21 protein-coding genes and 1 tRNA gene are annotated in these 24627 nt (G+C 69.3%); 9 read left to right on the top strand and 13 right to left on the bottom strand.

Features of this window, described 5'->3' with window-relative positions; translation table 11 throughout:
* Nucleotides 1-80 precede the first annotated feature (80 nt).
* Nucleotides 81-1553 carry an oxygen-independent coproporphyrinogen III oxidase gene (gene hemN / locus GA0116996_RS24390; protein WP_092316727.1) on the top strand — a complete coding sequence of 491 codons (1473 nt, stop codon included), beginning with the start codon at nucleotides 81-83 and terminating at the stop codon, nucleotides 1551-1553.
* A gap of 74 nt (nucleotides 1554-1627) precedes the next feature.
* Here hemN and GA0116996_RS24385 read toward each other — a convergent pair whose 3' ends face one another.
* The gene (locus GA0116996_RS24385) at nucleotides 1628-2545 is read right to left on the bottom strand and encodes a c-type cytochrome (protein ID WP_092316725.1); all 918 of its coding nucleotides are present in this window, start codon (nucleotides 2543-2545) and stop codon (nucleotides 1628-1630) included.
* A 464-nt stretch (nucleotides 2546-3009) separates the two neighbouring features.
* On the opposite strand from GA0116996_RS24385, the gene GA0116996_RS24380 reads away from it, so the two are divergent.
* Nucleotides 3010-3085: transfer RNA gene (locus GA0116996_RS24380), tRNA-Arg, on the top strand.
* Between the two features lies 1 nt (nucleotide 3086).
* Here the strand turns inward: GA0116996_RS24380 and GA0116996_RS24375 are convergent.
* Entirely contained in the window at nucleotides 3087-4847 is a 1761-nt protein-coding gene (locus GA0116996_RS24375) for a diguanylate cyclase (protein ID WP_167355547.1), read from the bottom strand.
* A 309-nt stretch (nucleotides 4848-5156) separates the two neighbouring features.
* On the opposite strand from GA0116996_RS24375, the gene arfB reads away from it, so the two are divergent.
* Nucleotides 5157-5561 (top strand): alternative ribosome rescue aminoacyl-tRNA hydrolase ArfB, encoded by a 405-nt coding sequence (arfB, locus tag GA0116996_RS24365; protein ID WP_092316719.1) that lies wholly within the window; start codon nucleotides 5157-5159, stop codon nucleotides 5559-5561.
* Nucleotides 5562-5571: 10 nt separating this feature from the next.
* On the opposite strand, the gene htpX is transcribed toward arfB, so the two are convergent.
* The gene (htpX, locus tag GA0116996_RS24360; protein WP_092316717.1) at nucleotides 5572-6450 is read right to left on the bottom strand and encodes a protease HtpX; all 879 of its coding nucleotides are present in this window, start codon (nucleotides 6448-6450) and stop codon (nucleotides 5572-5574) included.
* 126 nt (nucleotides 6451-6576) lie between these two features.
* A complete protein-coding gene (locus tag GA0116996_RS24355) occupies nucleotides 6577-6930 on the bottom strand; it encodes a hypothetical protein (RefSeq protein ID WP_244159973.1) in 354 nt (117 codons plus the stop codon).
* A gap of 219 nt (nucleotides 6931-7149) precedes the next feature.
* Between GA0116996_RS24355 and GA0116996_RS24350 the strand changes: the two genes are divergently transcribed.
* From GA0116996_RS24350 to GA0116996_RS24340, 3 genes are all read left to right on the top strand, one after another.
* The gene (locus GA0116996_RS24350; RefSeq protein ID WP_092316713.1) at nucleotides 7150-7581 is read left to right on the top strand and encodes a Cd(II)/Pb(II)-responsive transcriptional regulator; all 432 of its coding nucleotides are present in this window, start codon (nucleotides 7150-7152) and stop codon (nucleotides 7579-7581) included.
* 518 nt (nucleotides 7582-8099) lie between these two features.
* Nucleotides 8100-8519, top strand: coding sequence for a nucleoside diphosphate kinase regulator (gene rnk, locus GA0116996_RS24345; RefSeq protein ID WP_092316711.1), 420 nt, complete (start codon nucleotides 8100-8102; stop codon nucleotides 8517-8519).
* Nucleotides 8520-8788: 269 nt separating this feature from the next.
* The gene (locus tag GA0116996_RS24340) at nucleotides 8789-9202 is read left to right on the top strand and encodes a hypothetical protein (protein ID WP_092316709.1); all 414 of its coding nucleotides are present in this window, start codon (nucleotides 8789-8791) and stop codon (nucleotides 9200-9202) included.
* A 113-nt stretch (nucleotides 9203-9315) separates the two neighbouring features.
* Here GA0116996_RS24340 and GA0116996_RS24335 read toward each other — a convergent pair whose 3' ends face one another.
* From GA0116996_RS24335 to gcl, 7 genes are all read right to left on the bottom strand, one after another.
* Complete coding sequence (locus GA0116996_RS24335; protein WP_092316707.1) at nucleotides 9316-12447, bottom strand: multidrug efflux RND transporter permease subunit; 3132 nt, start codon at nucleotides 12445-12447, stop codon at nucleotides 9316-9318.
* Nucleotides 12448-12751: 304 nt separating this feature from the next.
* Nucleotides 12752-13621 carry a KPN_02809 family neutral zinc metallopeptidase gene (ypfJ, locus tag GA0116996_RS24330; RefSeq protein WP_092316705.1) on the bottom strand — a complete coding sequence of 290 codons (870 nt, stop codon included), beginning with the start codon at nucleotides 13619-13621 and terminating at the stop codon, nucleotides 12752-12754.
* 242 nt (nucleotides 13622-13863) lie between these two features.
* Nucleotides 13864-15327 (bottom strand): pyruvate kinase, encoded by a 1464-nt coding sequence (gene pyk / locus GA0116996_RS24325; protein ID WP_092316703.1) that lies wholly within the window; start codon nucleotides 15325-15327, stop codon nucleotides 13864-13866.
* Nucleotides 15328-15401: 74 nt separating this feature from the next.
* Entirely contained in the window at nucleotides 15402-16715 is a 1314-nt protein-coding gene (locus GA0116996_RS24320; protein WP_092316701.1) for a glycerate kinase type-2 family protein, read from the bottom strand.
* Between the two features lie 110 nt (nucleotides 16716-16825).
* Nucleotides 16826-17746, bottom strand: coding sequence for a 2-hydroxy-3-oxopropionate reductase (locus GA0116996_RS24315; RefSeq protein ID WP_092316699.1), 921 nt, complete (start codon nucleotides 17744-17746; stop codon nucleotides 16826-16828).
* A gap of 78 nt (nucleotides 17747-17824) precedes the next feature.
* Nucleotides 17825-18607 carry a hydroxypyruvate isomerase gene (hyi, locus tag GA0116996_RS24310; RefSeq protein ID WP_092316697.1) on the bottom strand — a complete coding sequence of 261 codons (783 nt, stop codon included), beginning with the start codon at nucleotides 18605-18607 and terminating at the stop codon, nucleotides 17825-17827.
* Nucleotides 18608-18720: 113 nt separating this feature from the next.
* The gene (gene gcl, locus GA0116996_RS24305) at nucleotides 18721-20505 is read right to left on the bottom strand and encodes a glyoxylate carboligase (protein ID WP_092316695.1); all 1785 of its coding nucleotides are present in this window, start codon (nucleotides 20503-20505) and stop codon (nucleotides 18721-18723) included.
* A gap of 275 nt (nucleotides 20506-20780) precedes the next feature.
* Between gcl and GA0116996_RS24300 the strand changes: the two genes are divergently transcribed.
* The 3 genes from GA0116996_RS24300 (at nucleotide 20781) to GA0116996_RS24290 (ending at nucleotide 22940) form a co-directional block, all read left to right on the top strand.
* Complete coding sequence (locus GA0116996_RS24300; RefSeq protein ID WP_092316693.1) at nucleotides 20781-21473, top strand: hypothetical protein; 693 nt, start codon at nucleotides 20781-20783, stop codon at nucleotides 21471-21473.
* A gap of 148 nt (nucleotides 21474-21621) precedes the next feature.
* Complete coding sequence (locus GA0116996_RS24295; protein WP_025586057.1) at nucleotides 21622-22542, top strand: LysR family transcriptional regulator; 921 nt, start codon at nucleotides 21622-21624, stop codon at nucleotides 22540-22542.
* Between the two features lie 17 nt (nucleotides 22543-22559).
* Entirely contained in the window at nucleotides 22560-22940 is a 381-nt protein-coding gene (locus GA0116996_RS24290; RefSeq protein ID WP_092316691.1) for a DUF2784 domain-containing protein, read from the top strand.
* A gap of 10 nt (nucleotides 22941-22950) precedes the next feature.
* Here GA0116996_RS24290 and GA0116996_RS24285 read toward each other — a convergent pair whose 3' ends face one another.
* Both GA0116996_RS24285 and GA0116996_RS24280 read right to left on the bottom strand, forming a co-directional pair.
* Nucleotides 22951-23784: a crotonase/enoyl-CoA hydratase family protein gene (locus GA0116996_RS24285; RefSeq protein ID WP_092316689.1), complete on the bottom strand. Its 834-nt coding sequence runs from the start codon at nucleotides 23782-23784 to the stop codon at nucleotides 22951-22953.
* A gap of 42 nt (nucleotides 23785-23826) precedes the next feature.
* Complete coding sequence (locus tag GA0116996_RS24280) at nucleotides 23827-24606, bottom strand: enoyl-CoA hydratase-related protein (protein ID WP_092316687.1); 780 nt, start codon at nucleotides 24604-24606, stop codon at nucleotides 23827-23829.
* Between the last annotated feature and the right edge of the window lie 21 nt (nucleotides 24607-24627).

Here is a 24627-nt window from a genome sequence, read left to right as displayed (position 1 = left end):
CCGCGCTTGACGGCGGTCAAGCTGCGGGCGCCGGCCCGGTCCTACGATGACGTGTCGCATACCCATTCCCCCGCGCCCCCATGAATCCGTCTGCCATGACTTCCCCCGCGCTCGACCGCCGCGCGCTCTCCGACTTCCGCGCGCTGGCCGGGCGCATCGACGGCAACGGTCCGCGCTATACCTCGTACCCGACCGCCGACCGCTTCCGCAACGGCCCCGACCTGTCGCTGTACCACGACGCGCTGGACGCCTGCCGCGCCGACGCGCCGGCGCCGCTGTCGCTGTACCTGCATATCCCGTTCTGCGAAAACATCTGCTACTACTGCGGCTGCAACAAGATCATCACCCGCGACCACGGCCGCAGCGCGCGCTACGTCAGCTACCTGGGCCGCGAGATGGCGCTGGTGGCCGGGCGCCTGGGCACGCGCCGGCAGGTGATCCAGTCGCACTGGGGCGGCGGCACGCCGACCTTCCTGAACCCGGAGGAAATGCGTCGCGTGATGGCGCTGCTGAACACGCATTTCGCGCTGGCGGCCGACGGCGAGCACTCGATCGAGATCGACCCGCGCCGCGTCGACCAGGACCGCATGGCGCTGCTGGCCGAACTGGGCTTCAACCGCGTCAGCCTGGGCGTGCAGGATTTCGACCCCGAGGTGCAGCAGGCCATCCACCGCATCCAGCCGTTCGAGGAGACCCGCGCCGTGGTCGATGCCGCGCGCGCGCTGGGCTTTCGCTCGGTCAGCCTGGATCTGATCTACGGCCTGCCGCACCAGACCGCGGCGCGCTTCGGCCGCACCATCGACCAGGTGCTGGCGCTGCGGCCAGACCGCCTTTCGGTCTACAGCTACGCCCACCTGCCGCACGTGTTCAAGCCCCAGCGCCGCATCGACGAAAACGCATTGCCGCCGGCCGGCGAGAAGCTCGACATCCTGGTCTCGACGATCGAGCGGCTGACCGCCGAGGGCTATGTCTATATCGGCATGGACCACTTCGCGCTGCCCGACGACGACCTCGCCGTGGCCCAGCGCGAGGGCCGGCTGCAGCGCAACTTCCAGGGCTATTCGACGCATGCCGGCTACGACCAGGTCGGCCTCGGCATCTCGGCCATCGGCGCGATCGCGGGGCGCTACGTGCAGAACGCGCGCACGCTCGACGACTACTACGGCGCGCTCGACCAGGGCCGCCTGCCGCTGGCGCGGGGCGTGGCGATGACGGCCGACGACCACCTGCGGCGCGAGATCATCGGCGACCTGATGTGCAATGGGGTGCTCGAGCTGCCGGCGATCGAGGCGCGGCATGGCATCGATTTCAACCTGACGTTCTCGGCAGAACTGGCCGACCTCGACCGCCTGGCCGCGGACGGGCTGGTGCGCTGCGAGCCCGGCCGCATCACCGTGACGCCGCTGGGCCGGCTGCTGGTGCGCCGCGTGGCGATGGTGTTCGACCGCTACCTGCGCGACGACGCCGCCCGGCCGGTCGACAACGGCGCGCGCGCCGCCAACGACGGCGCCCAGCCGATCCGCATCGTGCCGCGCTACTCGCGCGTGGTGTAGCGCGCAACCTCGGCCCCGGGCCGGACGAAAAAAAACCCGCGCAAGGCGGGTTTTTTTGTCAGCGCAGTGCCGGCTTACTTGGCGGCGTTGGCCATGTAGTCCGACGCGGCGATCACGTCGGCGTCCGGGCCGGCATAGCCGCCCTTGGGCGGCATCACGCCCTTGCCCTTGAGCGCGAAGTTGTGGACCGCATCCATGCCTTCCTTCAGGCGCGGCGCCCAGGCGGCCTTGTCGCCGAACTTGGGCGCACCGGCCACGCCGGCGGCGTGACACGCCGCGCAGACCTGTTCGTAGACCTTCTTGCCCACTTCCGCCGAGGCAGCTGCCGGCGCGGCAGCGGTGGCGGCCGGCGCGGCAGCGGTGGCGGCCGGTGCGGGTGCTGCGGCTGCCGGAGCAGCGGGGGCCGGAGCCGCCGCGGCAGCCGGGGCAGCCGGGGCAGCCGCTTCCGGGGCTGCGGCCGTGGCCGGCGCGGCAGCGGCCGGGGCCGCCGGCTCGGGGAACTTGGCGCCACCGGAATCGGCCAGGTAGACCACGGCGCGGGCCAGTTCGTAATCGGTGTAGTCGTCCGGCGTGCTGCCGGCGCGCGGCGGCATCGCGCCCTTGCCGTTGAGCACCGACTTCATCAGGCCGTCGAAGCCCTGGCCGATACGCGCGGTCCAGTCGCCGGCGGTACCGTGCTTGGGCGCACCCGCCGCGCCGGTGGCGTGGCAGGCAGCGCAGATTTCCTTGTAGACCTGTTCGCCGGTCTTGAACACGCGCGGCGCGTTGGGGTCCTTGATTTCGAGCGAGGCGACCGGCTTGATGCGATCGTTGACGGCTTCGGCGGCGGTACTCGCGCCGGCGCTCTCGGTCGAGCCGTGTCCGACGAAGTTGACCAGCAGGATGATCACGATGATCGGCACCAGGAACGCCGCGATCACGACTGCGATCAACTGCTTCGGGGTTTTGATGGGAGACTCGTGCTCGGGGTGTTCGTTGTGGACGTCGCTCATACAGAACTCTCAGTTTTGCAGGAAACCTTCTGGCCGCTTACGCTCGGCTTGCTTTTTCTGGCCCTGGTGTGGCCCTTCGCTGACCACTATCCGGCCCCATCCGGACCGCCCGCGCTCCCCTGCGGCCCTTGCCTGACTTGGGTCTGTTGCCATTTGCGTACCTCGGACTGTCTCCCGGACCGGGGCCCGATTGTCGCCTACAACCAGCCGCCCGGATTTGACCCCGGTCGACTCGTTGCGCCGACGGCGCGACGGGCACGATTTGACGCAAATAGCTGGCGATTATAGCGCCAAAGCCCCCCTGCCAGTGCCAAAAAGCGGCGGTTGCGAGACGTTCCCAGGCGCCTGTATCGGCCCCGCATGGACGGCGCCGGGCAAAAGCGGTATCCTATGCGACTTTCCTGCGGCGGCATTCGCCCGCCGCAACCGCTGTACCCGCAAAACCGGTTGCAAAACCGTCCTGTGCGCCCGTAGCTCAATGGATAGAGTACTGCCCTCCGAAGGCAGGGGTTGCTGGTTCGATCCCAGCCGGGCGCGCCAATCAATTTCCGATGTGTGATGCGACCACCGGGGCCTCCTGCGCCGCGGCCGGTTCCGATACGCGGTCATCGCTGACCACGCGGTTACGGCCCGCCGCCTTGGCCGCATACAGCCTGCGATCCGCGACTTGCATCATGGCGTCGAGGCCGTCGGTGCCGTCCACGCCCATGTCCGCCACGCCAATCGATACCGTGAACCGGATCTCTTCCTGGTCTGCCGCGTCCGCGGCCGGCGCGCATGCGGTCTGGCCAATGGTCTTGCGCAGGCGCTCGGCGATCCGGGCCGCCTCTTCCAGCGCGGTGCGCGGCAGCAGCACGGCGAACTCCTCGCCGCCCACGCGCGCCGGCACGTCGATGGCCCGGACCGTGGCGCGCATCACCCCGGCCAGGGCCGCCAGCACGCGGTCGCCGCTGGCGTGGCCCCAGTGGTCGTTGATGCGCTTGAAGCGGTCGATGTCGATCATCAGCATCGACATCGGCGCCTGGTCGCGCCGGCTGTGCTGGTATTCGATGGCGAAGCGCGCCTCGAGCCCGCGGCGGTTGGCCAGGCCGGTCAGCGCGTCGGTTGCGGCCAGCTCGCGCAGCGCATCGCCGCGCGCCTGATAGTGCGAGAACAGCTTGCCGATGCCCTGCAGGGTGACCCACATCAGCAGTGCCAGCGCCAGCGCGCTGGCGGCGAGCACGGCGCTCAGATGCGACGCCGTGCGCAGCAGCAGGTCCGTGCCCGAGAAGTAATCGACCAGCGCCAGGCTGCTGTTGCCGATGCGCTGGAACAGGATACGGCTGCCGTCCGCGGCCCGCAGCGTACCCGAACCGCGCCGGAACATTTCCTGCGCCGTGGCTTCGCGCCACGACGCCGGCAGGACTTCGGACAGCGTTTCGCCACGCCTGACGTCGCCCGTGCTGGTGCCAACCAGGTTGCCGTCGGCATCGACCAGGAAGCGCTGCACGTCCTGGCGTGTGGTCCGGGTCAGATACGCGTCCAGGCTGCGCTGCGAGATTTCCATGATCGCCACGCCGCGGAATTGCCGGGCCAGGTAGACCGGCACGCTGAGCGACAGATATCCGTCCGGCGCGCCGTCGGCGGCGGGGGCGAAGTGCCAGCGCATGGACTGGCCGGGATTGGCTTCGGGGAGGTGTTGGCGCAGATAGCCGGCGGCGGCGATGCGACGCAGCGTGGCGGCGGCGTCGGCGGGCGGCACTGGCGGATAGGCGACGAAAAAGCCGTTGGTCGAGACATAGGTAAGCTTGCGCGCCACCAGCGGGTTGACCGGTTCGGCGCTGATCAGGTGGCTCAGCCCGCGGGCCACGTACAGGCCCGCCAGCAGGTCGGCGTCGCGGCGGGAGAATCCGTCCAGGCCGGCGAGCGCGGCCGGGCCGACGCCGAGCAGCACCGCATCGCCCTCTGGTGCCGGCAGCGTCCACACGGCGTCGTTGCGGTGGTCGTAGGCGGCCTTCAGCGGCGGATCGGGTGCGATCGCATGCGGGCCGCTCTGCAGCCGGATCAGGTGCTGCGCATAGCCGCGCATGCCCATCAGCCGCTCGGCCTCGATGTTGAGCACGGAACTGATGCCGGCGACCTGCAGCTGCTGGTCCTGATGCAGCGACTGGATCTGGTGGTCGCGCAGCAGCCCCAGGCCATGCACGAAGAACAAGACCAGCAGCATCGCGGCCACCGCGAACGACAGCACCACGAAACGCTGCGGCGTGCGCACGGCTTGTTCCCAGAGGCGGTCGAACAGGGTGGTGAGACGGGGACGCATGAAGAAGCTCCGAGTGACTTCGGCACTGCGTGGATCAGCGAAGCTGATCTCATCATGTGTCATCCGGAATAAAAGGCAAAGCATGGCGATGCTTCATTTCCTCGATGGAAACAATAGCGCTTCGACAAGTACCGTTATAGCCACGGTTGGCAGGATTTTCCCCGGCAAGGGCCGTCCGCCAGCGTCGGCCGATGCGGCCCCCGACAGCCCGATCGTGACCCAGCGCGGCACGCGCAACCAGCTAACCTATGGCGTCGGAATCGCCTGTGGGTGGCGCTAGCCCTGGACGCCCTTGCTATGATTCGAGGCATGACCGACGACCTCGTCATCCCTCACCACGAATACCTGATCACCGCGATCCGGGCCCAGGGGGCGGGCGGCCAGAACATCAACAAGGTGTCCAATGCCGTGCACCTGCGCTATGACGTGCGCGTGTCGTCGCTCGCGTCTGATCACAAGGAACGGTTGCTGGCGCTGCATGACCACCGCATCACGCGCGATGGGGTGGTGGTGATCAAGGCACAGCAGTTCCGCAGCCTGGACCAGAACCGGGACGATGCGGTGCGGCGCCTGCACGAGCTGGTGCGCAGCGTGGCCACGCCGCCGCGCGTGCGCCGGCCGACGCGGCCGACGCTGGCGTCGCGCCAGCGCCGGCTGGAGAGCAAGAGCCAGCGCAGCCAGGTCAAGTCGCTGCGCGGCCGGGTGTTCGACTGAGCCGCTGGCGTCAGCGCGCCGACTGCAGCGCGGCGATGCGCTGCTCGATCGGCGGGTGGCTCGAGAACAGCGCCATCCACGACTTGCCGCCGGCGATGCCCATTGCCTGCATGTTCTGCGGCAGCCCGTCCGGATCCAGCCCGCCCAGGCGGCGCAGGGCCGCGACCATCGGCGTGGGGGTGCCCATCATGCCGGCGGCGCCGGCATCGGCGCGGAACTCGCGGCGGCGCGAGAACCAGGCCACGATGATGCTGGCCAGGATGCCGAACACGATCTCGCACACGATCACCGTGACCATGTAGCCGATGCCGGGGCCGCTCGACTCCTCGTCGTTCTTGCGCAGCATCGAATCGACGAAGTACCCGACCACGCGCGCCAGGAAGATGACGAAGGTGTTGACCACGCCCTGGATCAGCGTCAGCGTGACCATGTCGCCGTTGGCCACGTGCGCGACCTCGTGCGCGAGCACGGCCTCGACCTCTTCGTGCGACATCGATTGCAGCAGGCCAGTGGAGACCGCCACCAGCGAGCTGTTCTTGGTGGCCCCGGTGGCGAAGGCATTGGGCTCGCCCTCGTAGATGGCCACTTCCGGCATCGGCAGCCCGGCGCGCTGCGCCAGCTTCTCGACGGTCTGCACCAGCCACAGTTCAGTGCTGGTGCTGGGATGGGTGATCACCTGCGCGCCGGTCGACCACTTGGCGATGGTCTTGGACATCAGCAGCGAGATAAAGGCGCCGCCGAAGCCCATCAGCGCGGCGAACGCCAGCAGCATGCCCAGGTTCAGCCCGTTGGCGGTCAGGAAGCGGTTCACCCCGAGCACACTGGCGGTGATGCTGAGGACAAGCATGACGGCGAGGTTGGTCGCCAGGAAAAGCAGTACGCGTTTCATGTGAGTGTGGAGCAGTGGTGGGTCGCGCCATGCGGCGCAAAGGTGCGGTCGGACCGCAGGCGCGCGCCGCACTCGTGCGCGGCACGCGGGTTCGGGGCGGGCGCGGCCGGGCCGCGCCACAGGGGATTAGGCGCGTGGCGGTCGCGGCAGCCGCGGCAGGTCGGGTTCGGGCAGCAGGGCGCCGGCATAGCGCGGCGGCCCCGCACGGCCGGCCCAGGGGGCCAGGCGCAACGGGGTGGCGGGCAGCAGTTGCTCGGCCAGGTCGGCGCCGGGCTGCCATTGCGGCTCGGCGGCTTCGGGAAGCGGCAGGGGATCGCCTGCAGGGTCGCCTGTGATGGCGGCTGGATTCGCTTCGGCGGCATCGCCGGCATTCTCGATGCCGGGCGCAGCGACAGGTACGGCCGCGGCTTCGGTGGTGGACACCACCGCGTGCGCGAATGCGGCCGCCCAGCCCGGCAGGGGCAGGAAGGCCAGCATCATGACCAGCAGGAGCAGCCGCAGGGCGCGCACGGACAGGGGACGGCTTATCGGTGAAAGTGGAAGGAATTCTACAGGATGCCGCACCGCGACGGCGCCGCCGTGGCGGCGGTAGCACACGGACGGTTGCAGCGGGCTTCGGCCCCTCTGCAGGATGCGGCAGACTGGCCTACACTATCGCCAACCCTGTAGTCGTTACAGGGTATGGCAAGGAACAGGCACATGCGTATCGGTGAACTGTCACGGTCCAGCGGCTGCGATGTCGAGACCATCCGTTATTACGAGCGCGAAGGGCTGCTCGACGCGCCCCGGCGCGAGGCCAACGGCTACCGCCGCTATGACGAGGGCCATGTGGTGCAGCTGAACTTCGTGCGCCATTGCCGTTCGCTGGGGATGAGCCTGTCGGACGTCAGGCGGCTGCGCGAGTTCGAGCGCAACCCGTCGCAGGACTGCGATGACATCAACACGCTGCTGGACCGCCAGATCGCCCAGATCCATGCCCAGCGCGTGGCGCTGGAGGCACTCGAAGGCCAGCTGCGCACACTGCGCGAAACCTGCCGCCATCACCAGCCCGCCAGCGCATGCGGCATCCTGCAGAACCTGCAGCAGGCGGCGGCCGGGGCGGGCTGTGAGTGCCATGCCACTAACGGGTGACGACCCCGAACGCGGCGCTGTGCTACGATGGTTGCTCCGGCTTCGCACCAGCGCGGTGCACGAACCGGGGCGGCAAGGCAGGTGAGCCACCACTTCGGGGCTCGCCATTGCAGTACGCCAGCCGCTGCCGCTTATCCTTTTCCACAGTGCCATGACCGATCGCCTGACGCCGATGCCCGATGCGCCTGTCCGCCCGCTGCGGACCGGCCGCGCGCACGCGTCCGCGGTCGCCCTGGCCCCCAGCCTGCCCCAGCGCGCCAAGCGCGCGATGTCTCCCCGCCGGATCAGCGCACCGCCTGATTCCGCCCGGTTCCCAGCCTGATTCGTCTCCCATAGCGGGGCCCGGGCCGAACCGGGCCCGAGCCAGCGTTTCCGTTGTTGCCGGCGATCGCCGCAACGCTTTTGCCGATCCGTTGATGCGCGCGCCGCTGCGCGGCACGCCAACCCCGCAAGACCTGACCGCCGCCGCCCGCCATGCAGGCCGGCCGCGCCCACCCACGACTGCCGGAGGACCCGCCATGACGGCCACCAAGACCCAGACCGCCACCCTGTACCTGACCGAACTCGACGTCACCCGCCTGGAGCGCATCGCCAGCCGCGCCGGCTCCGCGCAGATCGAGGACATGCTCGACAGCCTGCTGGCGCGCGCCACCATCGTCGCGCCCGAAGAGATTCCGACCGACGTGGTGACCATGAACACCCGCGTGGTGTGCACGCTGCCGGGCGAGCAGGCGCCGCGCGACTGGACCCTGGTGTATCCCGACGCCGCCGATTTCGACGCGGGCCGGCTGTCGGTGCTGTCGCCGGTGGGCCAGGCGCTGCTCGGCGCGCGCACCGGCCAGACCGTCAGCTACCGCCTGCCGGATGGCCGCCAGCAGGAGGTGACTGTCGCCGAGATCGCGTTCCAGCCCGAAGCCAGCGGCCAGTACACCCTTTGAACAGCCGCGGGCGCGCCCTCGCGGGTGCGGCCGCCGCCACGCGCACCCGCCCGTAGCGGCGTGTCGCCGGCGATCCGTGGACACCATTCATCGGCAAGCCAGTCGTTTCACGACTCGCAACGCACCATTCGTCGCAGCGGTATTTCTGCTGGCGCGGGCTGTGACTAATCTTCAGTCCGTGCTCGCATCGCAACATAGATTGCAGAGCGGCCGGAGTCTCATCCCGGACCTACAAGAAAGAACGACGAAATCAGTTGAAGGAGTCCCAAATGATCGCCAGACGTATCCTTGGCGGCGCGCTCGTGTTCGCGGCGGTAGCCGCGTCCGCTGCGGCGATGGCTGCCCCCGCTGCCAGCAAGGTTGGCAAGTTTGATGTGTATGCCGACGCGCTGCGGGTCGGCAAGTACGATGTGTATACGGACGGCGCCAAGCAAGGCAAGTTCGACACCTACACCGACGGCGCCCGCACCGGCCGCTTCGATCCGTACTCGGAAGGCTCGCGCCGCGATGGCAAGTTCGACACCTTCAGCGAAGGGGCGCACAGCTTCAGCGGCGAGATCTCGAAGCGCGGCAAGTTCGATACCTTCAGCGAAGGCACGCACACCTTCACCGGTGACGTGGCCGAACGCGCGCTCGACAATTCGCGCTCCGGCGACGGTTCGCTGTACGGCTATCGCGTCTGATCCCCCGGGTCTGCCCCAAGACCCGACGCGGCCACTGCGGTGGCCGCATGTTTTCTCTCCCGCCTGCCCGGCCGACCTCCTCCTCCTTCTCTCTTCGCCAGGCAGGCGTTTTTCTATTCCGTAGCTGCCGCTTGTTCCGGCGCCGGCTGCGCGCGCGGCAAGCGGCGCGCGATGGCCGCGTACAGCAGCGGCACCGCCAGCGTGCCCAGCACCGTCGCACCTAGCATGCCGCCCAGCACGCCGGTGCCGACCGCCTGCTGCGCGCCCGCGCCCGGGCCGGTGCTGATGGCCAGCGGCACCACGCCCAGCACGAACGCCAGCGAGGTCATCACCACCGGCCGCAGCCGCTGGCGCGCCGCGCGCGTGGCGGCTTCGACCACGTCCATCGCGCCCGCGGCGCCGCGCCGCAGCTGCTCGGCGTATTCGACGATCAGGATGGCGTTCTTGGCCGCCAGCCCCATGATCACCACCACCCCCACCTTGAAGTAGACGTCGTTGGGCATGCCGCGCAGCCAGATCGCTGCGGCCGCGCCCATCAGGCCGGTCGGCACGATCGCGATCACCGCCAGCGGCAGCGTCCAGCTTTCATACAGGGCCACCAGGCACAGGAAGATAAACAGCAGCGACAGCGCGAACAGCCACGGCGCCTGCGTGCCGGTCTGCTCCTGCTCGTAGGCGCGCCCGGTCCAGCGCACGTCGAATTCGGGACCCAGCTCGCGCACCAGTTCCGCCAGCCGCGTCATCGCCGCGCCGGTGGTGTAGCCCGGCGCCACTTCGGCATTGATGCGCACCGAGCTGAAGCCGTCGAAGCGCTCCAGCGTGACTTCGCCTTGCCCCCATTCCAGCGAGGCAAAGGCGGCCAGCGACACCATCGCCCCCTGTGCGTTGCGCACATGCACCCGTGCCAGCTGGTCCGGCTGCATGCGGAACGGGGCGTCGGCCTGCAGGATCACGCGCCGTACCCGGCCTTCGCGCGCCACTTCGTCGATATAGCGCGAGCCCAGCGTCGCCGACAGCGTGTGGTGCACGGCTTCGGCATCGACGCCGAAGGCCTCGGCCTTGCGGTAGTCGATCTTCAGGTCCAGCGCCGGCACCGGCTGGCCGGTGGTGGCGCGCACCTCGCCCAGCACCGGGTCTTGCCTGGCCCGCTCGATCAGCTTGTCGCGCGCGGCGAAGAGCGCCTCGCGCCCCACCGGCTGGCGCGCCACCAGGCGCATGTCCAGGCCGCCGATGCTGCCCAGTTCCGGCAGCGCCGAGCTGTTGTAGGCGAACAGTTGCGCGGCGCCGCGGCCGGGCCAGCTTTCCAGGCCCGCCGCAAGCCGCTCCAGCACCGCCTGCGCGGTGTGCTCGCGCCCGCGCGCCTTCCAGTCGGTCAGGCCGATGAAGAGGCTGGCGCGCTGCTCGCCGCTGCCGCCGCTGGACCAGCCCAGCACGGCAAAGCTGGAGCGCACCGGGTAGCGCTGGTCGCGCATCCACTGCTCGAGGCTGGCAACCAGCCGGCGCGTGTCGGCCTGCGTGCTGCCGGCGGGCAGCTCCACGTCGACCACGATCTCGCCGGTGTCCTCTTCCGGCAGGAAGCCGCTCGGCATCTTCCACAGCGCATAGCCGCACGCCAGCGTCAGCGCCAGGTACACCGCCAGCCAGCGCAGCCGGCGGCGCTGCAGCGCCTGCACCCAGCCGGCATAGCGTGCGGTGAAAGCGGCAAAGCGCGCATCGAACCACGCCAGCGGCCCGCGCGCGGGCGCGGCGCTGTGGCGCAGCAGGCTGGCGCACATCGCCGGCGCCAGCGTCAGCGCAAAGAACAGCGAGAACGCGATCGATACCGCCAGCGTCACGGCGAAATGCCGGTAGATCACGCCCACCGCGCTGCCGAAGAACGCCATCGGCACGAACACCGCGCACAGCACCAGCGTCACCGCGACCAGCGCGCCGGAGACTTCGCGCATCGAGCGCGCCGCGGCCTGCATCGCACCGACACCGTCGGTGCGCATGATGCGCTCGACGTTTTCCACCACGACGATGGCATCGTCGACCAGGATGCCGATCGCGAGCACCACCCCGAACAGCGTGATCACGTTCAGCGACAGGCCCAGCGCGTACAGGCACGCGACCGTGCCCAGCAGCGACACCGGCACCACGATGCAGGGGATCAGCGTGGCGCGCAGGTTGCCGAGGAACAGGTACAGGATCAGGAACACCAGCACCGTGGCCTCGATCAGCGTCAGCACCACGCGCGAAATCGACGCCTGCACGAAGGTGGCGCCGTCATATGAGATCTCGTAGCGCACGTCGCCCGGGAAGCCCTTGCTGGCGGCATCCAGCGCGGCGCGCACGGTGCGCGAGGTCTGCAGCACGTTGGCGCCGTCGGCCAGCTTCAGGCCGATCGAGGCGGCGTTGCGCGTGTTCAGCGTGGAGCCGTAGCGGTAGTCGCTGGCGGCCAGTTCCACCCGCGCCACGTCGCGCAGCAGCACCGCCGAGCCGTCGGTGGCGGCGCGCACCACGATGCGCCCGAAAGCCTGCGCGTCGCTCATCGGCGCGGGCGGGCGCACGATTGCCTGGAACGGCTGGCCCGGCACCGCCGGCGCGCCGCCAAGCTGGCCCGGCGTGACGTTGCCGTTGCGCGCGCGGATGGCGGCCTCGACCTCGGCCGTGGTCAGGTTGAAGGCGTGCAGCTTTTCCGGGTCGAACCAGATCCGCAGGGCGTACTCGGCACCGTAGGGCTCGGCCTTGCCGATGCCGGGCAGGCGGCGCAGCAGCGGCAGCACTGAGCCGGCGGCGAAGTCGCCCAGCGCGGTTTCGTCGAGCTGGCCGCTGTCCGACACCAGCGACACATACATGAAGGCGCTGCTGCTGGCCTGGTCGACATAGACTCCGCCGCGGCGCACCGCCTCGGGCAGCAGCGGCTCGGCCTGGGCCACGCGGTTGCGCACGTTGACCTGCGCCAGCTGCGGATCGGTGCCCTGGCGGAAACCCAGCGTCACCGTGGCGGTGCCGCCCTCGCTGCTGGAATCGAGGTAGAGCAGGCCCGGAATGCCGTGCATCTGCTGCTCCAGCACCGCGGTGACGCGATCTTCCACCGTGCGCGCGGACGCGCCGGGGTAATCGGCATAGATGATCACCGTCGGGGGCGCCACCGCCGGGTACTGGGCGATGGGAATGCGGTTCAGGGCCAGCAGGCCCGCCACCACGGTCAGGATGGCCAGCACCCAGGCGAACGCCGGGCGCTTCAGGAAAAACGACGCCATGTCAGGTCAGGGCTGGCACGGGCGCACGGCAAATGAAGATCGCCGTGGCTCCGGTGCGGTTGGAACGGAACGGCTTGGGTGCGGAGACGCCGCAAACGACTGCGGCAAGTGGCGCGCGTACCGGGGGTACGGGGGTCCGGCGGGAATGGACCCGGCGCTGCGGCGGGAAGGATCGGTAAGGATCAACGCCGGACCGGCCGCCATACTGCGGCCTTGCCGGGCGATTATAGACAGGGAAGCGCGGCCCGGACAACGCAAACATCACATTGCCGGCCCCCACGGAGGTTGGGGGCGGGGCCGGGAACTACAGGTCGCGCGCGGCGAAGGCGTCGCACTTGCGGATGTCGCCGGACTCGATGCCGCGGCGCAGCCAGCGCACGCGCTGCTCGCTCGAGCCGTGGGTAAAGGCTTCCGGGACGACATAGCCCTGCGACTGGCGCTGCAGCCGGTCGTCGCCGATCGCGGCGGCGGCCTTCAGGCCTTCCTCGATATCGCCCGGTTCCAGCAGTTGCTGGTTGGCGCGCTGCGCGGTGGCGGCCCAGACCCCGGCGAGGCAGTCGGCCTGCAGCTCCATGCGCACCGACAGCTGGTTGGCCTGGGCCTCGCCCATGCGGCGGCGCGCGCTGTCGACCTTGTCCGAGACGCCGAGCAGGTTCTGCACATGGTGGCCGATCTCGTGCGCGATCACATAGGCCTGGGCGAAGTCGCCGCTGGCGCCGAAGCGCTGGCGCAATTCGTCATAGAAGGCCAGGTCGATATAGACCTTCTGGTCGCCGGGGCAGTAGAACGGGCCCATCGCCGACTGGCCGGTGCCGCATGCCGTGGGCGTGGCGCCGGAGAACAGCACCAGCGTGGGCGGCGCATAGCGGCGGTTGAGCTGGGTTTCGAAGATGTGTTGCCAGGTGCGCTCGGTATTGCCCAGCACCTTGCGCGTGAACACGGTCATCTGGTCCGTCGCCGGCGGCCGGTTGACCTGCTGCTGTTGCTGCTGCGGGCCGGAGCCCTGCAGCACCGACGCGCCCTGCATGATCAGCATCGGGTCGATGCCGAAGAAGTACGACGCCGCCAGCGCGATGATCACCGTGCCGATGCCGATCGACTTGCCGCCAAGACCGCCGAATCCGCCGCGGCGGTCTTCAACGTGCTGGCTTTCGGCTTCGTCATCTAGGCGCATGGGGGCTCCGCTGCTTGGGAAAGAGGGTGAGGAAAGTGGAATTCAGTATAGCAATCCGCGCTTCGGTGCTCGTTGCGGCGTCGCGCCGTGCCGGCGGATGCGCGCGGCACCCCAAAAAAAACACCGCCCACTCACCCTGGAGACGGGCAATGCGGGCGGTGTGCGGCAAAGCGAAGAACCGGGTTTGCACCCGGTTCCGTCATGGCCTGGCGGTTCCGGCGCGGGAACGCGCGAGCGCGCGCTCAGGCCAGTGCGGCCTCGCGTGCGGCAGGCGCGGCGGCCACCACGCTGGCGCTGACTTCGGCCACGCGCAGCAGGTTGGTGGTACCGCCCTGGCCGAAGGGCATGCCGGCGGCGATGGTGATCTGGTCACCCGGCGCGGCGTAGCCTTCGGCGACGGCGGCGCGCGTGGCGGCTTCGACCATTTCATCGACGCTCTGCACGTCCGGGCTCACGGTGGAGTGGATGCCCCACGCGATCGCCAGCCGGCGGGCGATCTCCAGGTTCGGCGTGATGCTGACGATCGGCGCGCACGGCCGTTCGCGCGCGGCGCGCAGCGCGGTCGAGCCGGACGAGGTATAGGTCACCGTCGCGGCGGCGCCGATGATGTGCGTGACTTCGCGCAGCGCGGCGCAAATGGCATCCTGGCGCGTGTTCAGCGGGGTCTCGTGCTGGGCGTCGAGCAGGTTGCGGTACAGCGGGTCGCGCTCCACCTCGGTGACGATGCGGTTCATCATCGACACCGCCTGCACCGGGTAGCGGCCGTTGGCCGACTCGGCCGACAGCATCACCGCATCGGCGCCTTCATAGATGGCGCTGGCCACGTCCGACGCTTCGGCGCGGGTCGGCACCGGTGAGTCGATCATCGACTCCAGCATCTGCGTGGCGATCACCACCGGCTTGCCCAGCTGGCGGCACACGCGCAGGATGCGCTTCTGCACGCCCGGCACGCGCTCGGGCGGCAGCTCCACGCCGAGGTCGCCGCGCGCCACCATCACCGAATCGGACACCCGCACGATCTCTTCCAGCTGCTGCAGCGCGGCCGGCTTCTCGATCTTGGACAGGATGCCGGCACGGGTGCCGACGATCTCGCGCGCCTCGACGATGTCGGACGGGCGCTGCACGAACGACAGGCCGATCCAGTCGGCGCCCAGCGACAGCGCGAAGTCCAGGTCCTTGCGGTCCTTCTCGGTCAGCGCGGGGATGGGAATCACCGCGTCGGGCACGTTCACGCCCTTGCGGTCGGACAGCGAGCCATTGTTGGCGACGCGCGTGGTGATGGTGCCGGTGGTGACCGACTCGATCGCCAGGCGCACCTTGCCGTCGTCGATCAGCAGCGACTGGCCGGGTTGCGCGGCCTGGAACAGCTCCGGGTGCGGCAGGTAGACGCGGGTGCCGTCGCCCGGGGTCGGGTCGCTGTCGAGCACGAACACATCGCCGGTGCGCACCGCGACCTTGCCGGCGGCGAAGGTGCCGATGCGCAGCTTGGGGCCCTGCAGGTCGGCCAGCACGGCGATGGGGCGACCGGTCTCGGCCTCGACCTGGCGCACCGCGTCGTAGCGCGCGCGGTGGTCGTCGTGCGTGCCGTGGCTGAAGTTCAGCCGGAACACGTCGGCGCCGGCCTCGAACAGCGCGCGGATCACCGCGATGTCGGTGCTGGCGGGGCCGAGCGTGGCCACGATCTTCGCTTTGCGCTGGCGTCTCATGATGTCTCCTCTTCCATTCTCGGTAGCGGCGCGTCGGCGCCGCGAGTCAGTCGGTACTACGTTGGCGGCGATCGTCAGACGATCAGGATCGCGCGGAAATCGTTCACGTTGGTGCGGGTCGGGCCGGTGACGATCAGGTCTTCCAGGCCGGCGAAGAAACCGTAGCCGTCGTTGTTGTCGAGGTGCGCACGCGCATTGAGCCCGCGCGCGCCGGCACGGGTCAGGGTGTCGGGCGACAGCATGGCGCCGGCGTTGTCTTCCGAACCGTCGATGCCGTCGGTGTCGCCGGCGATGGCGTGCACGCCGGGCAGGCCGTCGAGCGCCACCGCCAGTGCCAGCAGGAACTCGGCATTGCGGCCGCCGCGGCCCTTGCCGCGCACGGTCACGGTGGTCTCGCCGCCGGACAGGATCACGCAGGGCTTGCCGAAGGGCTGGCCGCGCTGCGCCACCTGGCGCGCGATCGCGGCATGCACTTCGGCCACTTCGCGCGCTTCGCCCTCGATGCAGTCGGACAGGATATGGGCCTCGAAGCCCAGTTCGCGCGCACGCGCCGCGGCGGCTTCCAGCGCCTGCTGCGCGGTGGCCAGCGTCACGCTGCGATGGCCGTTGAAGCGCGCATCGCCAGGCTTGGGGGTTTCGCCGGCACCGCTCTCCAGGTGCGCGCGCACGTTGGCCGGCACCTCGATGCCGTACTTGGCGATCACCGCCAGCGCATCGGCGCAGGTGGTCGCGTCAGGCAGCGTCGGGCCGCTGGCGATAAGGGTCGGGTCATCGCCGGGAATATCGGAAATCAGCAGCGTTTCGACACGTGCCGGCGCGCAGTGCAGCGCCAGGCGGCCGCCCTTGAGGGCCGACAGGTGCTTGCGCACGCAGTTCATCTCGCCGATGCTGGCGCCGCTCCTGAGCAGCGCCTTGTTCACGGCCTGCTTGTCGGCCAGCGTCAGGCCCGGCGCGGGCGCCGCCAGCAGCGCGGAGCCGCCGCCGGAGATCAGGCACAGCACCAGGTCGTCGGCGCTCAGGCCCTGCACCAGTTCCACCATGCGCTGCGCGGCGCGCGCGCCGGCTTCGTCGGGAACCGGGTGGGCGGCTTCGACCACTTCGATGCGCTTGCAATCGGCGCCGTGGCCGTAGCGCGTCACCACCAGCCCCGACAGCTCGCCTTGCCAGTTCGCTTCCACCGCCTGCGCCATTGCCGCGGCGGCCTTGCCGGCGCCGATCACCACGGTGCGGCCCTTCGGCGGCGAGGGCAGATGCGGCGGCAGGCAGTGGCTGGCGCTGACGGAGGCGACCGCGGTATCGAACAGGTCGCGCAGCAGCGCGCGCGGTTCAGCGTTGGCTGCGGTGCGCTGGGGCGACAGCAGGGCGGCTTGGGGTTCGGTGACGAGCATGAAGAATCCTGGGTGCTGACGGGTACGCCGGGTACTTCGGGTACGCAGTGGGTACAAAGCGGTACTGCAAAGCGTGTCGTCCCCGCTGGGCGGGGACGACGGGTTGCTGCTTACTTGGCGTTAGCGATCTGGTGGTTCGACATGATCTCGATCGCGCGGCACAGGGCCGAGTGGTCCTGCTTGCCCAGGCCGTTGGCCGAGCAGGTATTGAACAGCTCCTGCGCGGTGGCGGTGTTGGGCAGCGCCACGCCCAGCGCCTTGGCGCCCTGCAGCGCCAGGTTCAGGTCCTTCTGGTGCAGCTCGATGCGGAAGCCCGGGTCGAAGGTGCGCTTGACCATGCGGTCGCCGTGCACTTCCAGGATGCGCGACGCGGCAAAGCCGCCCATCAGCGCTTCGCGCACCTTGGCCGGATCGGCGCCGGCCTTGGAGGCGAACAGCAGCGCTTCGGAGACGGCCTGGATGTTCAGCGCGACGATGATCTGGTTGGCCACCTTGGTGGTCTGGCCGTCGCCGTTGCCGCCCACCAGCGTGATGTTCTTGCCCATCAGCTCGAACAGCGGCTTGACCTGGTCGAAGGCCTCCTGCGGGCCGCCGACCATGATCGTCAGCGACGCGGCCTTGGCGCCCACTTCACCGCCCGAAACCGGCGCGTCCAGGTACGAAGCGCCCAGCTTGTTGATGCGCGCGGCGAAGTCCTTGGTGGCGATCGGCGAGATCGAGCTCATGTCGACCACGATCTTGCTGTAGCTGGCTTCCTTGCCGGCCGCCTTGAACGCGGCCGCCACGCCCTTCTCGCTGAACAGCACCGCTTCCACGTGCGGCGTGTCCGGCACCATGATGACGATGATGTCGGCACGCTTGGCGACTTCCTCGGCGCTGGTGCAGACGGTCACGCCTGCATCGACCAGCGCCTGCGGGGCCGGGTTGACGTCATGCACGAACAGCGTGTGGCCGGCGGCGCGCAGGTGGCCCGCCATCGGTGCGCCCATGATGCCCAGGCCGATGAAGCCGACGTTGCGAGTGGTTGCCATGTGATGTCTCCTTGCTTGAGATTAAATGTGTCTTGGTTCGTGTAGGTAGTAGCGGGATACGACGGCAGCGCGCAGCGCTTACTGCACGCCGTGCGCGGCGCGCCAGCCCAGGCCGGCTTCGGTGGTGGTCTTCGGCTTGTACTCGCAGCCGATCCAGCCGGTGTAGCCGATCTCGTCCAGGAACTTGAACAGGTACTGGTAGTTCAGCTCGCCCGTGCCCGGCTCGTTGCGGCCCGGGTTGTCGGCCAGCTGGATGTGCTTGATCTTCGGCAGGTTGGCCTTGATGGTATTGGCGATCTCGCCTTCCATCCGCTGCATGTGATAGATGTCGTACTGCACGTACAGGTTGGGCGCGTTGACCTGGGTGATCAGGTCCAGCGCCTGCTGCGTGCGCGACAGGAAGAAGCCGGGGATGTCGAAGGTGTTGATCGGCTCGATCAGCAGGTCGATATGCTCGGCGGCCAGCGCGCCGGCGGCGAAGCGCAGGTTTTCCACCAGCGTTTCCTGCGCCTGCTCGCGCTTGACGTTCTGCGGCAGGATGCCGACCAGGCAGTTCAGCTGGCGCACGCCCAGCACCTTGGCGTACTTGATGGCTTCGCCCACGCCGTCCTGGAACTCGCCGACGCGGTCCGGGTGGCAGGCAATGCCGCGCTCGCCCGCATCCCACTTGCCGGCGGGCAGGTTGTGCAGCACCAGGTCCAGCTGGAAGCGGTTCAGGCGGTCAGCGATCTGGTCCGCGTGGAACGCATAGGGAAACAGGAATTCCACGCCGCGGAAGCCCGCGCGCGCGGCGGCTTCGAAGCGGTCGAGAAAACCCGCCTCGTTGAACAGCATGGTGAGGTTGGCCGCAAGTTTAGTCATGAGTCTCTCCGGTTTAATTGTGTTGTCGCTCCGCCGGTGTGGAGCCCTGCTGCAGGGGGGCACTGGATTCGCGCGGGCCGTGGCCCGCGCGTTCCATGCTGGAATGGTGTTGCTTACGCCGTTTCCACTTCTTCTTTCAGGATCGCTTCCTCGATGTCCTCGAGGTCTTCGATCGGCTCGAACTCGTTGATGTTGTCGATCTCGGTGCCCATCGCGATATTGGTCACGCGCTCCAGGATTACCTCGACCACCACCGGCACCGAGAACTCGGCCATCAGGTCACGCGCCTCGGCGAAGGCCGGGGCGATGTCTTCCGGCTTGAACACGCGGATCGCCTTGCAGCCCAGGCCCTCGACCACCTTGACGTGGTCGACGCCATAGCCGTTCAGCTCGGGGGCGTTGACGTTGTCGAAGGCCAGCTGCACGCAGTAGTCCATCTCGAAGTTGCGCTGCGCCTGGCGGATCAGGCCGAGGTAGGAGTTGTTCACCACCACGTGGATGTAGGGCACCTTGAACTGCGCGGCCACGGCCAGTTCTTCGATCATGAACTGGAAGTCGTAGTCGCCCGAGATCGCCACCACATCCGAATCCGGCGAAGCGGTCTTCACCCCGATCGCGGCCGGGATGGTCCAGCCCAGCGGGCCGGCCTGGCCGCAGTTGATCCAGTGGCGCGGCTGGTTGACCGACAGGAACTGGGCCGCGGCGATCTGCGACAGGCCGATGGTGCTGACGTAGCGCACGTCGCGCGGGAAGTACTGGTTCATCTCGCGGTACACGCGCTGCGGCTTGACCGGCACGTTGTCGAAGTCGCTCTTGCGCTGCATGGTGCGGCGGCGCTTCTGCACGTCGGCGACCCAGCTCTTGCGGCACGGCAGGCGGCCGGCCATCTTCATTTCGCGGGCGACTTCGACGAACAGTTCCAGCGCGGCCTTGGCGTCGGACACGATGCCCAGGTCCGGGCCGAACACGCGGCCGATCTGGGTGGGCTCGATATCGACGTGCACGAACTTGCGGCCCTTGGTGTAGACGTCGACGCTGCCGGTGTGGCGGTTGGCCCAGCGGTTGCCGATGCCCATCACGAAGTCCGAGGCCAGCAGCGTGGCGTTGCCGTAGCGGTGCGAGGTCTGCAGCCCGACCATGCCGGCTTGCAGCGGGTGGTCGTCGGCCAGCACGCCCCAGCCCATCAGGGTCGGCACCACCGGCACGTTGACCAGCTCGGCGAACTCGACCAGCAGTTCCGACGCATCGGCGTTGATCACGCCGCCGCCGCACACGATCAGCGGGCGCTCGGCCGCGTTCAGCATGGCGATGGCCTTCTCGATCTGGGCGCGCGAGGCAGCCGGCTTGTACGGCTGCAGCGACTGGTAGGTGTCGACATCGAATTCGATCTCGGCGACCTGCACGTCGAACGGCAGGTCGATCAGCACCGGACCCGGGCGGCCCGAGCGCATGATGTGGAAGGCCTGCTGGAACACCTGCGGCACCAGCGCCGGCTCGCGCACGGTCACGGCCCACTTGGTCACGGGCTTGGCGATCGATTCGATGTCGACGGCCTGGAAGTCTTCCTTGTACAGGCGTGCGCGCGGGGCCTGGCCGGTGATGCAGAGGATGGGGATCGAGTCCGCCCAGGCCGAGTACAGGCCGGTGATCATGTCGGTGCCGGCGGGGCCGGAAGTGCCGACGCAGACGCCGATGTTGCCCGGCTCGGCGCGGGTGTAGCCTTCGGCCATGTGCGAGGCGCCCTCGACGTGGCGGGCCAGCACGTGGTTGATGTTGCCCGACTTGCGCATTGCCGAGTAGAACGGGTTGATGGCCGCGCCGGGCACGCCGAACGCAGTGGTCACGCCTTCTTTCTCCAGCACGGCGATTGCCGCGTCGATTGCTCTCATCTTTGCCATGATCTTGTCTCCGGTAATGGTGGGAATTTCGTTGGAGTTGATCCTATTCCCGCAGGCCGGTTGGGATAAACAGAAGAGCGATCAGTTGATTCGATACCTGTAGTACGCAATATGGGCTGGAAAGCCACGTCGGCTGGTCGGCGCAGGGTCGCGGATGCATGCCATTGGATATGTGGTGTGACGGTACGGACACGCCGCGCAGCACTGGGTACACCAGCGTGCCGCCGCGGCGCACTGCGGCAAAATGGCGGCATTTCCTGCCATCCGGGCCGACCATGTATTCCAGGCTGCCGTCCACCTATGAACTGCTGCAAGCGCTTGCCGCCGCCTCGCCTGAGTCCGCGCCTGCCGCCGCGCCGGACAGCCGGCTCGGGCGCGCGCTGTGGCTCGGCTTTGTCGCGGCGCTGGCCGCGACGATCCTGTGTGGCGCCGGCCTGGCCGTGTGGCGCCTGGGGCTGAAGCACGCCGTACCGCTCTGGTCGCTGCGCGGCTTCGAGGCCCTGCTGGCGCTGGCGGCCGCGTGCTATGTCGGCGCGGGGCTGGCCCGTGCCGGCACGGTGCTGGCGCGGCTGCGCCATCCGCTGCGCTGGCAGGCCGCCGAACTGGACCGCGACAGCGCCGCCGAAGACGCGCTGCTGCGCCGGCTGGCGCGGATCCCGCCGCAGCAGCTGCAGGCACGCCAGCGGCGCGTGGCGCTGCAGCTGCGGCTGTGGGAGGGCGCGGCGCGCATGCTGGCGGTGCTGCTGGCGCTGGCGCCGGCCGCCGCGGTGCTGGCCGCGCTGCCGCGCCAGCAGGCCGTGGCCGGCACGCTGCTGTGGCTTTACGGCGTGATGGTGGTGATCGGCGCCGCCTGCTACCTGTACCTGCATCTGCAATGCAGCCGGCCGCTGCGGCGCCTGGCCCATGTGCTGGGCGAGGCGGCCGAACTGAACGCGCAGCTCGGCAAGCACACGGCGGGCGCGGGCTGACGCCGCTCACGCAACGGGTGCCGCCCCGTGCCCGTGGCGGCACCCGGCAGCGGCCCTTATGCGGCGGCTTCGATCCGGTCCATCAGCCGCTCAGGGATGCCACAACCCCGGCGATGCCGCACAATGGCGCCCGGGAGACCTATATCCGATGGACAAACTCAAGCAAATCGAAGCCTTTATCGCCGTGGTGGAGCACGGCAGCATGGCGGCCGCGGCGCTGACGCAGAACGTCACGCCGGTGATGATCGGCCGCCGCATCAACGCGCTAGAAGCCCGCATCGGCGTCAAGCTGCTGCACCGGTCCACGCGCCGCATCGCCGTGACCGAACAGGGCGCGGTGTTCATGGAGCAGTGCAAGAAGGCGCTGGCCGACCTCGACCGCGCCGAGATGCTGATCGCCGAAGGCAAGCACAAGGCCACCGGCCACCTGATCGTGTCGGCGCCGGCGGCGTTCGGGCGCAAGCACGTGGCGCCGCACGCGCCGGCGTTCCTGGCCAGCAACCCCGAGGTGCAGATCTCGTTCAACCTGACCGACCGCGTGGTCGACCTGGTGCGCGAGGGCTATGACGTCGGCATCCGCATCGGCGGCGCCATCGATCCGAACTTCGTCGCGATCAAGCTGGCGTCGAACAAGCGCGTGGTGTGCGGCACGCCGGCGTACTTCGCCAAATACGGCGTGCCGCAAACGCTGGACGACCTGGCCCAGCACAATTGCCTGGCGTTCAACCTGCAGGGCGGCCAGCAGCGCGGCTGGTACTTCAGCCAGAACGGCAAGACCGTGACCGTGCGCGTCAACGGCAACCTGGACTGCAATGACGGCGAGCTGCTGCACCGCTGGACCGGCGAGGGCCTGGGCCTGGGCTGGCGTTCCACCTGGGAAATCCTGCCGCAACTGGAGAGCGGCGAGCTGATCACGGTGCTGGACGAATACGCGCTGCCCGCCTACGACATCCTTGCCGTGTACCCGCAGCAGCGTCCGGTACCGGCCAAGATCCGCTTCTTCATCGAGCACCTGAAGGCGCAGTTCGCGCGCCCGGGCTACTGGATGGACACGGCGGGCGGCAACTGAGGCCGCCGCCGCATACGATGCCGATCGCCGCCTGGCTGGCCGACCTTGTCGTGATCGCGCACGCGCTGTTCATCGTGTTCGTGGTGGCGGGCGGCCTGCTGGTATTGCGCTGGCCGCGTGCCGCGTGGGTGCACCTGCCCGCCGCGGTGTGGGGCGTGCTGATCGAATGGGCCGGCTGGATCTGCCCGCTGACGCCGCTGGAAAACATGCTGCGCCGGGCTGCCGGGCAGGCCGGCTACAGCGGCGGCTTTGTCGAGCGCTACCTGTTGCCGCTGATCTATCCGGCGGGGCTGACGCCCGCGGTGCAGCTGTGGCTCGGCCTGGTGGTGCTGGTGGTGAACGTGGCGATCTATGCGCTGTGGTGGCGCCGGCGGCGCCACCACCATGCCAGGCGCTGAGCGACCGGCTTCAGCTTGCCGGCGTGAAGCGCGGCGCGCGTTTCTCGAGGTTGGCCAGCACCGCCTCGCGCTGGTTGGGCGAGCCCACCAGCCGGTCCTGCTCGTCGGACTCGGCCCGCAGGATGGCGGCGTGGTCGCCGCCCTCGGCCACCGCCATCAGCCGCTTGGCGGCGCGGATCGCATCCGGATTCTTCAGCGCGACTTCGCGCGCGGCGGCCAGTGCCGCGGCGCGCGGGTCGTCGGCAAGGTAGGTGCCCAGCCCCAGCGCGCACGCCTCGCTGCCGCTGAGCACGCGCGCGCTGTAGATCAGCTCGCGCAGCACATCCGGGCGCACCAGCCCGCGCGTCAGCACCATGCCCGCCATGTCGGGCACCAGCCCCCACTTCAGCTCCATCACGGACAGCCTGGCATCCGGCGCGACGTAGCGCACATCCGCGCCCAGCGCCACCTGCAGGCCGCCGCCGAAGGCCACGCCATGCACGGCGGCAAAGACCGGCACCGGCAGCTCGCGCCAGACCATGCAGGCGTACTGCGGGCGGTTGGAGAGGCCGTGGGTGCGTTGGCCGAGCCGGCCCGCGCCGATGCTGTCGGGCTGCGACGCGCCCGCATCCTCCGACAACATGCCGGCCATGCGGCCCATGTCCAGGCCCGCGCAGAAGGCGCGACCTTCGCCGGACAGCACCACCGCGCGCAGCTCCGGCAGGCGCGCGAGCTGTTCGCCGGTCTCGATCAGGGCGTCGAACATGGCCTGGTCGAGCGCGTTCATCTTGTCGGGGCGGTTCAGGCGGACGTCGGCGACGCCGTCTTCGATCGTCACGAGGATACGTTCATTGCTGGCGCTCATGCGCGGGCTCCTTCGAAGTGGCGGTGGTGGCAGTCGCCGCGCTCAGCGGCCCTTGAACTGCGGCTTGCGCTTCTCGACGAAGGCAGCGACGCCTTCCTTGCAGTCTTCGCTGCGGCTGGCGCGCGACTGCAGCGTGGCTTCGACTTCCAGCTGCGCGGCCAGGTCGTTGCCGAAACTCTGGTTGAGGGCTTGCTTGATCATGGCGTAGGCCATGGTCGGCATGGTCGCCAGGTGGCGGGCCAGCTTGCCGGCCTCGTCCTGCAGCGCGGCGTCGTCATGGACCTTCCACACCAGGCCGATGCGGTGGGCTTCTTCCGCGTCGATCTTCTCGGCCAGGATGGCCAGCGCGCGGGCGCGCATCTCGCCGGCGTAGCGCGGCAGGAAGTAGGTGCTGCCGGCATCCGGGATCAGGCCGATCTTGGAGAACGCCTGCAGGAAGCTGGCCGAGCGCGCCGCCAGCACCACGTCGCCCGCCAGCGCCAGGCTCATGCCGGCACCGGCGGCGACGCCGTTGACCGCGGTGATGACCGGCTTGGGCATCTCGCGCAGCGCCATGATGATCGGGTGGTAGCGCTCGCGCAGCAGCGTGCCGGAATCGGTCACTCCGCCGCCCTGGCGCGCGGCCAGGTCGGCGCCGGCGCAGAAGCCGCGGCCGGCGCCGGTCAGCAGCACGGCGCGCACCTCGGCATCGGCCGCGGCGCGGTCCACGGCCTCGCGCAGTTCGCGCAGGATGTCGGCGTTCAGTGCATTGAGCACGTCCGGGCGGTTCAGGGTCAGCGTGGCCACGCCTTCGCTGGCCTGGTAGAGGACGGTTGCCGTCATGGTGGTTCTCCTGGTTTCTGT

Source organism: Cupriavidus alkaliphilus, assembly GCF_900094595.1.
GTDB classification, from domain to species: domain Bacteria; phylum Pseudomonadota; class Gammaproteobacteria; order Burkholderiales; family Burkholderiaceae; genus Cupriavidus; species Cupriavidus alkaliphilus.
Note: the sequence above shows the minus strand (reverse complement) of the source record. Positions and strands in the feature narration are given on the sequence as shown.

Bases quoted from the DNA above. Each gene is read 5' to 3' on its own strand.
- hemN (WP_092316727.1), top strand. From the start codon at position 81: ATGAATCCGTCTGCCATGACTTCCCCCGCGCTCGACCGCCGCGCGCTC.
- GA0116996_RS24385 (WP_092316725.1), bottom strand. From the start codon at position 2,545: ATGAGCGACGTCCACAACGAACACCCCGAGCACGAGTCTCCCATCAAA.
- GA0116996_RS24375 (WP_167355547.1), bottom strand. From the start codon at position 4,847: ATGCGTCCCCGTCTCACCACCCTGTTCGACCGCCTCTGGGAACAAGCC.
- arfB (WP_092316719.1), top strand. From the start codon at position 5,157: ATGACCGACGACCTCGTCATCCCTCACCACGAATACCTGATCACCGCG.
- htpX (WP_092316717.1), bottom strand. From the start codon at position 6,450: ATGAAACGCGTACTGCTTTTCCTGGCGACCAACCTCGCCGTCATGCTT.
- GA0116996_RS24355 (WP_244159973.1), bottom strand. From the start codon at position 6,930: ATGATGCTGGCCTTCCTGCCCCTGCCGGGCTGGGCGGCCGCATTCGCG.
- GA0116996_RS24350 (WP_092316713.1), top strand. From the start codon at position 7,150: ATGCGTATCGGTGAACTGTCACGGTCCAGCGGCTGCGATGTCGAGACC.
- rnk (WP_092316711.1), top strand. From the start codon at position 8,100: ATGACGGCCACCAAGACCCAGACCGCCACCCTGTACCTGACCGAACTC.
- GA0116996_RS24340 (WP_092316709.1), top strand. From the start codon at position 8,789: ATGATCGCCAGACGTATCCTTGGCGGCGCGCTCGTGTTCGCGGCGGTA.
- GA0116996_RS24335 (WP_092316707.1), bottom strand. From the start codon at position 12,447: ATGGCGTCGTTTTTCCTGAAGCGCCCGGCGTTCGCCTGGGTGCTGGCC.
- ypfJ (WP_092316705.1), bottom strand. From the start codon at position 13,621: ATGCGCCTAGATGACGAAGCCGAAAGCCAGCACGTTGAAGACCGCCGC.
- pyk (WP_092316703.1), bottom strand. From the start codon at position 15,327: ATGAGACGCCAGCGCAAAGCGAAGATCGTGGCCACGCTCGGCCCCGCC.
- GA0116996_RS24320 (WP_092316701.1), bottom strand. From the start codon at position 16,715: ATGCTCGTCACCGAACCCCAAGCCGCCCTGCTGTCGCCCCAGCGCACC.
- GA0116996_RS24315 (WP_092316699.1), bottom strand. From the start codon at position 17,746: ATGGCAACCACTCGCAACGTCGGCTTCATCGGCCTGGGCATCATGGGC.
- hyi (WP_092316697.1), bottom strand. From the start codon at position 18,607: ATGACTAAACTTGCGGCCAACCTCACCATGCTGTTCAACGAGGCGGGT.
- gcl (WP_092316695.1), bottom strand. From the start codon at position 20,505: ATGGCAAAGATGAGAGCAATCGACGCGGCAATCGCCGTGCTGGAGAAA.
- GA0116996_RS24300 (WP_092316693.1), top strand. From the start codon at position 20,781: ATGTATTCCAGGCTGCCGTCCACCTATGAACTGCTGCAAGCGCTTGCC.
- GA0116996_RS24295 (WP_025586057.1), top strand. From the start codon at position 21,622: ATGGACAAACTCAAGCAAATCGAAGCCTTTATCGCCGTGGTGGAGCAC.
- GA0116996_RS24290 (WP_092316691.1), top strand. From the start codon at position 22,560: ATGCCGATCGCCGCCTGGCTGGCCGACCTTGTCGTGATCGCGCACGCG.
- GA0116996_RS24285 (WP_092316689.1), bottom strand. From the start codon at position 23,784: ATGAGCGCCAGCAATGAACGTATCCTCGTGACGATCGAAGACGGCGTC.
- GA0116996_RS24280 (WP_092316687.1), bottom strand. From the start codon at position 24,606: ATGACGGCAACCGTCCTCTACCAGGCCAGCGAAGGCGTGGCCACGCTG.